The sequence below is a fragment of the Xanthomonas sp. NCPPB 1067 genome (assembly GCF_020783795.1).
Taxonomy (GTDB): domain Bacteria; phylum Pseudomonadota; class Gammaproteobacteria; order Xanthomonadales; family Xanthomonadaceae; genus Xanthomonas; species Xanthomonas melonis.
Genome location: NZ_JAJGQG010000012.1, coordinates 84,809 through 97,391, shown reverse-complemented (window position 1 = coordinate 97,391; position 12,583 = coordinate 84,809). Strand labels below are relative to the sequence as shown.

The 12,583-nt window shown below is 67.8% G+C and carries 15 protein-coding genes and 1 tRNA gene; 9 read left to right on the top strand and 7 right to left on the bottom strand.

Features of this window, described 5'->3' with window-relative positions:
- Nucleotides 1–92: 92 nt before the first annotated feature.
- Complete coding sequence (locus LL962_RS11350) at nucleotides 93–1,673, top strand: DUF1800 domain-containing protein (protein WP_441004867.1); 1,581 nt, start codon at nucleotides 93–95, stop codon at nucleotides 1,671–1,673.
- Between the two features lie 41 nt (nucleotides 1,674–1,714).
- Nucleotides 1,715–2,899, top strand: coding sequence for a DUF1501 domain-containing protein (locus LL962_RS11345; RefSeq protein WP_228316963.1), 1,185 nt, complete (start codon nucleotides 1,715–1,717; stop codon nucleotides 2,897–2,899).
- A gap of 22 nt (nucleotides 2,900–2,921) precedes the next feature.
- Here the strand turns inward: LL962_RS11345 and LL962_RS11340 are convergent, their stop codons facing one another.
- Both LL962_RS11340 and LL962_RS11335 read right to left on the bottom strand, forming a co-directional pair.
- Nucleotides 2,922–3,677: a M90 family metallopeptidase gene (locus LL962_RS11340; RefSeq protein WP_228316962.1), complete on the bottom strand. Its 756-nt coding sequence runs from the start codon at nucleotides 3,675–3,677 to the stop codon at nucleotides 2,922–2,924.
- 8 nt (nucleotides 3,678–3,685) lie between these two features.
- The gene (locus LL962_RS11335; RefSeq protein ID WP_228316961.1) at nucleotides 3,686–3,997 is read right to left on the bottom strand and encodes a hypothetical protein; all 312 of its coding nucleotides are present in this window, start codon (nucleotides 3,995–3,997) and stop codon (nucleotides 3,686–3,688) included.
- Nucleotides 3,998–4,072: 75 nt separating this feature from the next.
- On the opposite strand from LL962_RS11335, the gene birA reads away from it, so the two are divergent.
- From birA to LL962_RS11315, 4 genes are all read left to right on the top strand, one after another.
- Nucleotides 4,073–5,053 (top strand): bifunctional biotin--[acetyl-CoA-carboxylase] ligase/biotin operon repressor BirA, encoded by a 981-nt coding sequence (gene birA, locus LL962_RS11330; RefSeq protein ID WP_255626278.1) that lies wholly within the window; start codon nucleotides 4,073–4,075, stop codon nucleotides 5,051–5,053.
- The gene (locus tag LL962_RS11325; RefSeq protein WP_228316960.1) at nucleotides 5,050–5,778 is read left to right on the top strand and encodes a type III pantothenate kinase; all 729 of its coding nucleotides are present in this window, start codon (nucleotides 5,050–5,052) and stop codon (nucleotides 5,776–5,778) included. The genes birA and LL962_RS11325 overlap by 4 nt, the downstream gene beginning before the upstream one ends.
- A 9-nt stretch (nucleotides 5,779–5,787) precedes the next feature.
- Nucleotides 5,788–6,618, top strand: a complete 831-nt coding sequence (locus LL962_RS11320) for an SPOR domain-containing protein (RefSeq protein ID WP_228316959.1) — start codon at nucleotides 5,788–5,790, stop codon at nucleotides 6,616–6,618.
- A gap of 32 nt (nucleotides 6,619–6,650) precedes the next feature.
- Nucleotides 6,651–6,726 (top strand) — tRNA-Thr (locus tag LL962_RS11315).
- Nucleotides 6,727–6,947: 221 nt separating this feature from the next.
- Here the strand turns inward: LL962_RS11315 and tmk are convergent.
- The 5 genes from tmk to LL962_RS11290 all read right to left on the bottom strand — a co-directional run bounded on the left by tmk (nucleotide 6,948) and on the right by LL962_RS11290 (nucleotide 10,659).
- The gene (gene tmk, locus LL962_RS11310; protein WP_228316958.1) at nucleotides 6,948–7,628 is read right to left on the bottom strand and encodes a dTMP kinase; all 681 of its coding nucleotides are present in this window, start codon (nucleotides 7,626–7,628) and stop codon (nucleotides 6,948–6,950) included.
- A gap of 603 nt (nucleotides 7,629–8,231) precedes the next feature.
- Entirely contained in the window at nucleotides 8,232–8,771 is a 540-nt protein-coding gene (locus tag LL962_RS11305; protein WP_104587695.1) for a GTP-binding protein, read from the bottom strand.
- On the bottom strand, nucleotides 8,768–9,685 hold the full coding sequence (locus LL962_RS11300; RefSeq protein WP_228316957.1) for a hypothetical protein: 918 nt from the start codon (nucleotides 9,683–9,685) through the stop codon (nucleotides 8,768–8,770). The genes LL962_RS11305 and LL962_RS11300 overlap by 4 nt, the downstream gene beginning before the upstream one ends.
- Nucleotides 9,686–9,779: 94 nt before the next feature.
- Entirely contained in the window at nucleotides 9,780–10,139 is a 360-nt protein-coding gene (locus LL962_RS11295) for a hypothetical protein (RefSeq protein ID WP_104587693.1), read from the bottom strand.
- 67 nt (nucleotides 10,140–10,206) lie between these two features.
- A complete protein-coding gene (locus tag LL962_RS11290) occupies nucleotides 10,207–10,659 on the bottom strand; it encodes a roadblock/LC7 domain-containing protein (protein WP_104587820.1) in 453 nt (150 codons plus the stop codon).
- Between the two features lie 318 nt (nucleotides 10,660–10,977).
- Between LL962_RS11290 and rocF the strand changes: the two genes are divergently transcribed.
- The 3 genes from rocF (at nucleotide 10,978) to LL962_RS11275 (ending at nucleotide 12,376) form a co-directional block, all read left to right on the top strand.
- Entirely contained in the window at nucleotides 10,978–11,901 is a 924-nt protein-coding gene (rocF, locus tag LL962_RS11285) for an arginase (protein WP_104587692.1), read from the top strand.
- 110 nt (nucleotides 11,902–12,011) lie between these two features.
- On the top strand, nucleotides 12,012–12,164 hold the full coding sequence (locus LL962_RS11280; protein WP_011348912.1) for an entericidin A/B family lipoprotein: 153 nt from the start codon (nucleotides 12,012–12,014) through the stop codon (nucleotides 12,162–12,164).
- A 77-nt stretch (nucleotides 12,165–12,241) separates the two neighbouring features.
- Nucleotides 12,242–12,376: an entericidin A/B family lipoprotein gene (locus LL962_RS11275; RefSeq protein WP_104587691.1), complete on the top strand. Its 135-nt coding sequence runs from the start codon at nucleotides 12,242–12,244 to the stop codon at nucleotides 12,374–12,376.
- The last annotated feature ends 207 nt before the right edge of the window (nucleotides 12,377–12,583 follow it).

The window sequence follows — 12,583 nt, the reverse complement described above, 5'->3', positions numbered from 1 at the left end:
ACGGTGCCTGGTGCCCGGACAACCGTTTAACGCCTCGTGCGTTGGCTTGACCATACTTGTCCGATCTGCAGGCAGTTGCGATGGAGAACCGCATGTTCGAGTGCGTGGGACGGGCGCCTGGCACGGAGACGCGCTACGCAGTGATACGGCGCTGGAGCGCCGCATTGCTGCTTGCCGGCTGCGCAGGTGCAACGGTGGGCCGCGCCGCCGAAGCGCCGGTGACGGCAACGCAGACGCGCTGGCTGCAGCGTGCCACCTATGGCGTGGACGCCGAGAGCGCCAGCCAGCTGCAGCGCCTCGGTCGCGCGCGCTATGCCGCAGCGCTGCTGCAGCCCAGCGACGATGCGGTGTTACCGGAGCCGGTGCGTGCGCAATTGCAGCGTTTCGATGCGCTGCACACGCCGCTGGTCGCCTTGCTGACCCAGTACGAGGCCGACAAGCTGCGACTGCAGGCCATGCCCGACGGCGACGAGAAGACGGCTCTGCGCAAGGAGTGGCAGGCGCGTGGCGGACAGATGCTCAGCCAGGCCCGTCAGGCCCAGTTGCTGCGCGCGGTGTACGCGCCGGATCAGTTGCGTGAGCAGCTGGTGTGGTTCTGGCTCAATCACTTCAGCGTGTATGCCAACAAAGGGCGCGTGAAGTGGATGGCAGCCGACTTCATGGAGAACGCGATTCGTCCCAACGCCACCGGTCGGTTCGCCGATCTGGTGATGGCGACGCTGCAAAGCCCGGCGATGCTGGAGTATCTGGACAATGCCAAGAATGCCAAGGGCAAGGTCAACGAGAACTACGCGCGCGAACTGATGGAACTGCACACGCTCGGTGTGCACGGCGGCTACACGCAGCAGGACGTGCAGCAGCTGGCGCTGATACTCACCGGTGCCGGCCTGGTCCCGATCAAGGCAGACGGTGCGCCGCCGCTGCCGGCGATCAGGCCCGGCCAGCCGGCGGTCGTGCGCAAGGGCTTGTTCGAATTTAATCCTGCCCGACACCAGCCTGGTGACAAACGCTTGCTCGGCCAGCGCATCGCCGCAGGTGGGCTGGATGAGATCGAACAAGCGGTGCACCTGCTGGTGCGCCAGCCGGCGTGCGCGCGTTTCGTGTCGCAGCGCCTGGCGGAGTATTTCGTGAGCGATACGCCACCCGCTGCGCTGGTCGCGCGCATGGCCGACAGTTTCCAGCGCAGCGACGGCGATATCGCCGCAGTGATGCAGACCATGCTGGCCTCTGCGGAATTCGTCCAGGCGCAACCACGCAAGTTCAAGGATCCCAATCGTTTCGTGGTGTCGGCGATGCGGCTGGCCTACGACGGTCAGCCGGTGATCAATGCCGGCCCGATGGTCAGTTGGGTACAGCAACTGGGCGAGCCGCTGTTCGGACGCATCACCCCGGATGGATGGTCGCTGCAATCGCAGGCGTGGACCAGCTCGGGACAACTGGCGCGCCGGTTCGAAGTGGCGCGCGCGCTGGGCAGTGGGCCCAAACAGCTGTTCAGACGCGACGGCGACACCACCACGCCACTGCCCCCACTGATGCAGATCCAGACGCGTGCGTCGTATCGCTGGTTGGCGCCATCGCTGTCGGCGGGCACGCGCCAGGCACTGCAGCAGGCGCGCTCGCCGGCGGAATGGAATGGCTTTCTATTGTCTTCGCCGGATTTCAATTACCGCTGATGCACCGCATGCGGTGCGGTCACCGTCGCAGGAGGACATCCATGCAACGTCGTCAATTTCTGCTCGCCTCTGCCGCCGCTGCGAGCCTGCCCTGGGCCGGCCGTCTGTTCGCCGCACCACGCGACAGCGCCCGCCTGCTGGTGGTGTTCCTGCGCGGCGGCTACGACAGCAACAATCTGCTGGTCCCGCATGCCAGCGACTTCTATTACCAATCGCGGCCCACGCTGGCGATCGCGCGGCCGGATCCGGCCAACGCCAGCAGCGCCATTGCACTGGATGCGCAGTGGGGATTGAACCCGGTGATGCGCGAGGCCTTGCTGCCGTTGTGGCAGCGCGGGCAGCTGGCCTTCGTGCCGTTTGCCGGCACCGACGACACCTCGCGTAGCCATTTCGAAACCCAGGACGACATCGAATCCGGCCAGGCCGGCAAACACCGCGACTACCGGTCCGGCTTCATGGCGCGGTTGTCGGGCGTGCTCAGCGCGGTGCCGGCGATCGCCTTCACCGATTCGCTGCCACTGACCTTCCAGGGCGGCGGCGATCTACCCAATGTTTCGTTGCGGGGAATCGGCAAGGGCGGGTTGGATGCGCGCCAGGCGCAGATCCTGGCGCAGATGTACGATGCCACACCGTTGGCCGCCGCCGCGCGCGACGGCCTGGCCTTGCGTCAGCAGGTCACCGCGCAGCTGCGCGAGGAGATGGAGCAGGCCGGCCGTGGCGCCGCCAGCGCGCGGACATTTGCCGATGAAACCCGACGCATGGCGAGTCTGATGCGCGAGCGTTACCGCCTGGGATTCGTCGATGTCGGCGGTTGGGATACGCATGCCAACCAGGGCAGCGTGACGGGCGGGCTGGCCAACAACCTGCGCAACCTCGGCGAGGGACTGGCGGCATACGCCGACGCCCTGGGGCCGGCCTGGAACGAGACCGTGGTGGTCGTCATTTCCGAGTTCGGCCGCACCTTCCGCGAGAACGGCAGCAAGGGCACCGACCATGGCCACGGCACCGCGTACTGGGTGTTGGGCGGTCGCGTGCGCGGCGGTCGCATCGCCGGCGAGCAGGTCGCGGTCGAACAGGCGCAGCTGCTGCAGAACCGCGACTATCCGGTGCTGACCAACTACCGCAGCCTGTTCGGTGGCGTGCTGCAGCGGCTGTGGGGGCTGTCGCCGGCACAGCTGGAGCGCGTGTTTCCGGGGGCCGCGCCGCGGGATCTTGGCCTGGTGTAAACGATGTAATCGCGCGGCGATCTCACATCGATGGATGCGAGGCGAACGGCGATGGTCCGTACAGCCGCACCAGATGCGCGGCCACAGCCGGCATCACCCGTTGCAGGACCTGCGGTGCGGAGAAGTGATACTCGCTGACCACTGCGAAGAATTCCTCCGGCGCTTCGGCGGCGTAAGGGTCGATCTCGGTCTCTTCGCCGGCATCCACGCAACGGCAGAATGCATCGTAGGCGTGCTGGAAGTCGCGTGCCCAATGGCGCTGTGCCTCGCGCGGCAATGGTGGTGTGCCGTCGAGTGCACCATCCAGGGCATCGAGCTTGTGCGCCATCTCATGCACGATCACATTGAAGCCGGCATGCGGATCGCGCAGATCGGCCTGCACATCAGCCCAGCTGACGATCAGTGGACCTTGTTCCCAGGCCTCGCCGATCAAGGTGTCGTCCCAGGCGTGCATGACCCCGGCCGCATCCACGTGGGTGCGCTGCACGCGGAAGGCGTGCGGATAGACGATCAGCTGCGACCAGCCGCGCCATCCGGCCGCGCCGATGTCCAGCAAGGGCAGGCAACAGGTGGCCGCCAGCAACACGTCATCCTGCGGTTGCAGTTGCAGCCCATCGACCGGCGAAATGGTCTTCTGGTGCAGGAACTGCGCGGTCAGCGCGCGCAGGCGCTGCTGACGCTCCGGATCCAGCGCGGCAACCCAGGGGCAGCCGGTGCAGACCGGCTGCCAGGCTGCATCCGGAATCTCGCGAGGCTGCCGGCGTAGCCAGCGCGTCAACCACTGGATCAGCGGAACATGCCCGGCAGAAAGCTATGCCAGTGCGGCATCATGCGCACGCGCGGGAACAGCCCGTCGGCATCGCCGCCACCGCCGTTGGATGGTGCGGGCTTGTGCGGCTGGGGGCGTGCCGGTGCGGCGGGCTCGCCGCGGGGTGTACTGCCGCGGGCGGCCGAGTTGGCGCTGACGCAGGTGTCGTGATCGCCGTCGGCCAGCTGGTCCGATGCCAGTGCGGCAAGCGGAGCCAACGACAGCAGCAGGCAAACCGTGAGTCGGCGCATCGTCCACATCCAGGGCAAGCGGCGTGAGTCGCCGATCATAACGCGGTTTTCACTTGCGCACGCAAGCCGCGCTGGGCGGCCGGGAGGGCTTGGCGCATACTTCCGAGCATCGATTTGGGAACCGTTGCCGTGGACGACCGCGCGTTGCTGGCCAAACTTGCGAGCGGCCGGCAGTCCGGCGATGCGCTGGCGCGCGATGCCGGGATGACCCGTGCTGCGGTGTGGAAGCGCATCCAGAACCTGCGCGCGGCCGGCGTGGACATCGACGGTCAGCCCGGTGACGGCTATCGCCTGACTGCGCCGCTGGACCTGCTGGATGCCGGGCGCATCCGCGCCGCCATGGCCGCCGACGCGCTGGCACAGCTTGCGTCGCTGGAGGTGGCCTGGAGCCTGGAATCGACCAATACCACCTTGCTGGCGCGTCCGGCGCCCGCGCAGGGCGTGGAGGTCCTGCTGGCCGAGCGCCAGACCGGCGGGCGCGGCCGTCGCGGCCGCCAGTGGGCCTCGCCATTGGGCGCGCATCTGTATCTGTCGGTCTCGCGCAGCTTCGGTGGTGGGCTGGGGCAGCTGGCCGGGCTCAGCCTGGCAGTGGGCGTGGCGGTCGCCGAGGCCTTGCGTGGATGCGGGTTCGCGGAGGTCGGGCTGAAATGGCCCAATGATCTGCTGGCACGCGAGCGCAAGCTGGGCGGCCTGCTCATCGAAGGCGGTGGCGAGATGGCCGGCACCGCGCGCGCGGTGATCGGACTGGGATTGAACGTGCATATGCCGCCGGCGGCGGCCGCCACGATCGACCAGCCGTGGGTGGATCTGGATACCCTGGCCGGCCGCGCGGTGTCGCGCGATGCGGTGGTGGCGGCCGTGCTGTCTGCGCTGTTGCCGGCGCTGGAGCTGTTCGAGGCGCAGGGACTGGCGGCATTCCTGCCCCGCTATGCGGCCCTGGATGTCCTGCGGGGCCGTGCCGTGCAGGTGGAAGAGGCGGGCGTCCGCCACCACGGCACTGCGCTGGGCCTGGCGGCCGACGGCGCGCTGCAGGTGCAATCGGGAACGGCGATGCGCCTGTTCCACTCCGGAGAAGTCAGTGTGAGACCTGCATGAGCGAATGGTTGTTCGACCTGGGGAATTCGCGGTTCAAGTACGCGCCGCTGCGCGGCGATCGTGCCGGCGAGGTGCAGGCATGGGCGCATGGCGCCGAGGCGATGGATGCCGCCGCACTGTCGGCGCTGCCATCCGGGCGCATCGCGCATGTGGCCAGCGTGGCGGCCCCGGTCCTGACCCAGCGTGTGCTGGGCTGCCTGCAGGAGCGTTTCGAGCAGGTGCGCATCGTCCGCACCGCAGCCGAATGCGCGGGTATCCGCATCGCCTATGCCGATCCGGGCCGGTTCGGAGTGGACCGCTTTCTGGCGTTGCTCGGCGCGCGCGGCGACGCGCCGGTGCTGGTGGCAGGGGTGGGCACCGCGCTGACCATCGATGTTCTCGACGCCGACGGGCGGCACCACGGCGGACGTATCGCTGCCTCGCCCACCACCATGCGCGAAGCGCTGCATGCGCGGGCGGTGCAGTTGCCGGCCAGCGGCGGCACGTATGTCGAGTTGGCCGACGCGACCGAGGATGCGCTGGCCTCCGGCTGCGACGGTGCGGCAGTGGCCTTGATCGAGCGCAGCCTGCAACACGCCCAGACCCACCTGGGCAAACCGGTGCGCTTGCTGCTGCACGGCGGCGGTGCACCGGCGTTGCTGCCATTGCTGCCCGGCGCCAGCCTGCGTGCTGCGCTGGTCCTGGATGGCCTGGCGATCTGGGCGACCGATTCGTCCTGCACGTAGAATCCGGGCATGTACGTCCGTGCGCTCATCGTGGTGCTGATCGTCCTCAATGCCGGGGTGGCCTTGTGGTGGGCGATGCAGCCGCCTCCGGCACCGCCGGCCGCGCCCGCGCAGCCGTCCGGTGTGGCGCGGCTGGAGATCGTGCCGCAATCGGCGCGCAGCGCGCCCGGCACAGGCGGGCAGCCGCGGGCGGGCGAGACGGGCGACGCTGCCGCCTCTGGCGCGTCGGCCGAGGGCCAGGCCCCTGCCGCAGCGGTGGCCGCCACCGCCGAAGATTCCTCCGCCACCGCCCGGGATGCCGCTCTGCCAGAGCGCGGGAGCAGCGCCACCGGCGTGGCGGCCGCCGCCACGACGTCTGATACGGCAGTGCCGGTGCCGCCTGCGGCATCCGAACGCTGCGTCAGCCTCGGGTCGTACGCGACACGCGCCGACGCCGAGGCCGCACTGGCGCGGATCCGTGGCCAGGTCAGCCGCAGCAGCGTGCGCGAAGACACGGATGCAGGGGTGAGCACATTCCGGGTGATGTTGCCCAACGTCGGCGATCGCGCTGCGGCGCAGGCGTTGGTCAAGCGCATCGCGGCGGCCGGTATCGGCGACTACTACGTGATCGCGCAAGGCGAGGACAACACCGTGGCTCTGGGGCAATACCAGAGCCGCGAGCGCGCCGAGCGGCGCCAGGCGAGCCTGGTGAACGCGGGATTTCCGGCGCAACTGGTGCCCAGCGGTAACGGTCAGTCGCGCTGGTGGATCGATGTGCGCAGCACGGCGGCGGCCGCGGCGTTGCAGGGCACCGCCGGCGCAACGCGCCAGCGGTCGCTAGATTGCGCCGCGCTGCGCTAGAATGCGCACCGGCGCGCAACGCGCCTGCCTTCGCCGGCATAGCTCAGTTGGTAGAGCAACCGCCTTGTAAGCGGTAGGTCCCCAGTTCGAATCCGGGTGCCGGCACCATCCCGCAGATCGTCTCCCCCTTTTCCGATGTGCTGGCTCTGTGCGGCGTGGCTGCGGCTGTCGCGTCGATGCGATCGTCTGCAGGCAACGGCACCCCGCGCTGCGCGCAGGCACCGGCTTTGTCATTCCCGGCTGCCTTGTTTTCGTTATCTGGACGAAGACGGCAGCGGCGGTGGATTGCGCGCCACCGTCGAAAGACTGATGGCTCAGCCAGGCTGGGCTCAGGCCGGCCGGCCGGCCGACAGCAGCTGCAGCGCGGCGCTGCCTGTCTCGGCGTTTGCGTCGCTGCGCAGGCGCTCGGCGGCGGCGGCAACGACACTGGCCAGTGCCTGGCGCAGCACGCTGTCGGCGTCCGCGCTGGCGTTCACCACATGCTTGCCCGGCAATTGCAGGGCGTTGAAGATCGCGCGGCAACGTTCCAGGTTGTCCTGGGTTTCGAAATGATTGGGCGCATCGCCGCGGGCGCGGATGCGCGACAGCCCGGTGGACGGCGGCAGATCCAGCAACAGCAGCAGGTCCGGACGCGGCGCGAAGGCGTTGCGCTCCAGCAGCTCGTCCAGCGGCAGGCCGGCGGCGCCCTGGTAGGCGACCATGGACGGAAAGTAACGGTCCAGTATCACGATGTCGCCACGTGCCAGCGCCGGGGCGATCAGGGTGTCCACGTGTTCGTGGCGATCGCGGATCAACAGCTCTGCTTCTTCGTCGGCGCTCAGGCGGCCGGTGGCGGCGGATTGGCGCAGTTGCGTGCCCCAGGGGCCATTGGTCGGCTCCTTGCTCAGCACTACGCGTGCGCCGGCCGTCTGCAAGGTGGTCGCCAGGCTGCGCGCCAGCGTGGTCTTGCCGGCGCCGTCGATGCCTTCGATCGCGATCAATAGCCCGCCGGGCTTCAGTTCGATTGTCATCGCGCTACTTTATCCGATCGCGACGGGGGATCCGCAGCGCGGCGATACCGCCTGACAGCGGCGAAGTGCGAACGGCGCCGGCGGACCTGCATCCGGCAGGTGGGCGGGCCCTGCCAGCGGCTATCGCCGGATCGGCGAGGTACCACGTCCATTGCGCGGCAGGGACTGCACGACAGTCGCTGTCCAACCGCGGCCACGGTGCCGATGCCGCGGCGTCCAGGCACGCCGCCGCTATCACCGATTCCGTATCGCGGGTATGTCTTGCGCGCTGTCAGGAATGTCCCGATGTCAACGCTCCTGTCTGCTGGTCATACTGAACAAGTCAGACGTAGCGCACATTCGTAACACGAGTGAGTCGCGTTTCTGACGGCAAGGAAGATGGACGCGTCGCCGCCACCCTAGAGGCGGCATCCCCCGCGTGACGCCCGACAAGGCACGTCGTGACCGGATTCCTTGTTTTCATCGCCGCATCGTTGCGGCCTCACTGCGACTGCATTGCCGCTGGGCAGTTGCCGCCTGTTTCGGGCATGGCGTCTGCCATCACACTTGCGAGTTCGCGCGTGGACAGCTGTTGGCTGCGCTACGCCCGGATGAGCGACCCGCTCAGGTCGCAGAGGTATAGCGATAGGACAGCAGCGATTTCACCAGGAAGGTGATCTGGGTTGCCGAGCGCGCGTCCACGCGCATGACCGGAATGCGGAAGCCTTCGGCCACCAATGCGTCGCGGAATGGCGGCAGCAGGAAGTGTTCGACCTCGTCGGTCATGGTGATGCCCACCGCCAGACTGGCGCCGGGGGCGATCTGGGTGAATTCGCGTAGCAATGCCAGCGTGGCGTCGCGCATCTGCGGGTCGCGTGCACTGGCCAGCACGATCACGCCCAAGGCGCCGTCGCACACCAGCGGCCACATGAAGTCCAGATACTTCTGCCCGGGAACGCCGTAGACATGCAGCAGTTCGCCGTCTTCCAGCTCGATCGAGCTGTAGTCCAGTGCCACCGTCGTATAGGTCTTGTCGCCGTAGGCCTCCTGGCTGAGCGGCATCTCGGTGCTGACCGGTTCCACGTCGGAGATGGCGCGCACCGCGGTGGTCTTGCCGGCGCCCATGCCGCCCACGAACACCAGTTTGTTGGCTGGAAGACTCATGACTGCGCCTGGAAGAGGGAAAGGCCGAAGCGGCGTGCAACCCAGGAGAAGAAACGCGCGTTACCGTTGTCCGGGGGGGGCGGTGGTGCAGGCACGGGAATCTGAGCGGTTTGGGCGAGACCGCTGGCGAAGGCGGCGGCGAACAGGCATTCCACCGTTTGCAGCGGGAGCTTGCAAGCGGTGGCCAGCGCCTGCGGGCGCCATGGCCGGGCATGCAGGTGGGCGATGGCAAGCAGCTGCGCCGGCGAGCTGGTGTCGGCGCTCAGCTCCGGCCATTGCCGCAGTTGCACCGCGTGGCTGGGCTCCACCGCCGGCAGCGCGGGACGCAGCTGCTCGGGCAGGGCGAAATACAACGCTTCGAAGGAGATGCGCTGCGTCAGGCTGGGATCGAAGGCACCGGCCACCACCTGCCAGCCGGGACGATCCAGCGCGGCCACCAACGTAGACAAGCGGACGCCGGCCGGCAGCTGCACGCAGCCATTGGCCGGGTCCACCGCCACCTGCAGGTCTGCTTGCCGCAGCAGGACCGGTGCCGCGCCGAACTCGCCGCGGCAATACCGGATCAAGAGTGCCGGCTCGGCGACGTGCGCGATGTGCGGCGAGGACAGCAGCAGGCGCACCTGCTCGTTGAGTTCGCGCACGGTGGCGCCGTGCCTGAGCCACGCCCCGGCAATCGGCGTGCGCGAAACCACCAACACCCGCACTGGCTGGCCTTGCAGGGCCTGCCACGCAGCCAGACCCTCGGCGGTTTCCAGGCCCAGCACCACCACGTCGGCGGCATGCTGCGGCCACTCGCCCAGCTGCACGTCGATGCGTTCGGCAAGCAGCAGCGAACACGCCAGTTTCAGGCGCGTGGTGTGCAGCAGGTCCAGGCCTGCCGTGGCGACCCGCATGGCGTGGATGGGTGTGGTCATGGAATGGCGCCGTCGTGGCGCATGGGGATTGAAGCGCCTGCCGGTGCGCGCCGGCAGGCAGGACGGGCGCGGCAGTCGCACCGCCGTGCCGGCATCAACCGAAATCCAGCGTTTTCTCGAAGGCCTTCAATTCATGACGCGCCATCGCCAGGTTGGCCTTGGCACGGTCGAGCACCACGTACAGGAACAAGGTGCCGTTGCTTTCGAGCGGACGCAGCAGGTGGTACTGGCGCGCCAGGGTGATCAGGATGTCTTCGATGGTGTCGTTGAGCCCGAGCTGCTCGGCGATCCGGCGCTTGGCACGCACCACTTCGGTATTGCCGGCCGCGGCCAGCTCGAGGTTGAGGTCGCTGCCGCCGGTCATGCCCAGCGCCATGCCGCTGTCGCTGTCGACCAGGGCGGCGCCAACGAAGCCGGCGAGCGAATGCAGATGTTCCAGATTGAGTTTCGACATTGGTAGTCCCCTTGCAAACGTTGAGAAAATCGGTGCGCTGACGCAAGCACGAACGGTGCCAGGCACGTCAGCCTGCAGGCTGCGCCAGCGCAGTGGCCAGCCGCCCGGCGCAGTCGCGCGCGTTGAACAGCAGGGCGGCGGCGTTGATGTCGCTGCCGCCCACGGCGGTCAGCGTCAATGGTCTGTCGGCGCGAATGCGGATCAGCACCAACTGCCCGCCGCGCGTGCTGACGGTGGCGTAGTCGGCTTCGCTCAGGCCGGATTCGCGCGCCAGGGTCTCGCCCAGGGTCAGGAACGAATTGGCCATTGCGGCCAGGCGGCGCCCGTCGGCCTCCAGGCTGGACTGTTCGGCAATGGCGCGCCCGTCGGCGGTGGACAGCATCAGCAGGCGGATGCCGCGCTCGCGCTCGATGGTCTGTGCGAATTCGCGCCCGATACGCTGCAGATCGTAGTGATGCGACGCCCGCGCGACGTCGCCCACGGCAGCCTTGACGACCTGGTTGACGGCGTTATGCGGCATGAAGATCCCCTGTTGCTGATGGCCCGAGCGCGTGCGTGATGCGTTGGTCTGCGCTGGCGGGCGCACCATACCATCCAGGTATTAGCAAGCAGTCACACCAGCCTCAGGTGCTTAACTGGGCGGTCAGACAAGCAGAATCCGCAAAGTCCGACGCGCCAGCCGACCCGGCACGACACAGTAACGGCGCGTCGCGGCAGATCTAAACCCAGGGCATGCCGGTGCGGGACGGCGGTAGGCACCACGCCGTGCTGCGCTGCCGCGCGTCAGCGCACGGGGCGGACACTAGACTGCACGGCTTTCTCTCCGCTGGAGCAATGCATGGCAATGCAGTACGTGCCGGTTTCACTGATTGGCGTCCCCACCGACATCGGCGCCGGACATCGCGGCGCCCGGATGGGGCCCGAAGCGCTGCGCATCGCCGGGCTGCAGGAGGCCTTGATCGGCCGCGGGGTGGACGTGCGCGATCTGGGCAATCTGGACGGACCACGCAACCCATGGCAGCTGCCGCAGGCCGGCTACCGGCATCTGGACGAAGTGGTGGCCTGGAACCAGGCCTTGATGGATGCCAGCTATGCCGAGCTGCGTGCCGGCCGCATGCCGATCATGCTGGGAGGCGATCACTGCCTGGGCATCGGCTCGATCACCGCGGTGGCCAGGCATTGTCGCGAGCAGGGTCGCCCGCTGCGGGTGCTGTGGCTGGACGCGCATTCGGACTTCAACACCAGTGAGGTGACGCCGTCGGGGAATGTGCATGGCATGCCGGTGGCCTGCCTGTGTGGCCTGGGCCCGCAGGCCTTGACCCACCTGGGCGGCAGCGCGCCGGCATTGCTGCCCGAGCAGGTGCGGCAGATCGGCATCCGTTCGGTGGACCCGGAAGAGAAGCGGCTGATCAAGCAGCACCGCATCGACGTCTACGATATGCGCTACATCGACGAGGCCGGGATGAAGCGCACGATGGAGGCCGCGCTGCAGGGCATGAGCGACGATACCCACCTGCACGTGAGTTTCGATGTGGATTTCCTCGATCCCAGCATCGCCCCCGGCGTGGGCACCACCGTGCCGGGTGGCCCCAATTATCGCGAGGCGCAGCTGGTGATGGAGATGATCGCCGATACGGGCCGCATGGGATCGCTGGATATCGTCGAACTCAATCCGGTGCTGGACAACCGCAACGCCACCGCCGAGCTGGCGGTAGATCTGGTGGAGAGCCTGTTCGGCAAATCGACCCTGATGCGAGATTGATTCATCGCTGAACGCGGCGCGTTGCCGTTCACATCAAATCCACGGGCGCGCAGTCAGATTTGGCGCCAAGCGAGGTGCCTTCGCACCAGGCGCAGACCGAGGAAGACCTGATGAAGCGACTGCTGACACTGATGGTGCTGGGCCTGTTTTCGGCCGGCGTGATGACGGGCTGCAATACCGTGGCCGGTGCCGGCAAGGATATGCAGGGCGCAGGCGACAAGGTCGAGAAAACCGCTGAAAAATGCAGCGACGGCAAGTGCTGATTTGCCACCGCTGTGTGGTGGCTGTTCGATTTGACTGATCTGCGGCAACGCGCCGCTTACCCACGAAGGAGTTTGTTATGAAGCGTGCAATTGTGCTGCTGGTGCTGTCGGTGTTCTCGGTCGGCATGCTGTCGGGCTGCAACACCGTCGCAGGTGCGGGCAAGGACGTGCAGGGCGCTGGCGAGAAGGTCGAAGACGCCGCGCGTCGTTGATCCGCCCGCTGCAGCGGTGTAATGAAAACGGGCCGAAAGGCCCGTTTTTGTTTTTTGCGGCACTGGCGCTCTGGGAGCGCGCCAGCCGGCGGCGACAGGCATCGTCATGATGGCATTCGTTCATCACGGTGAGCGAAGGCTCGACATCTTTTGATCAACGCGCAACGCCTCGCGCCGCATGCTGATCCCACGGTCAATCGCGACCGC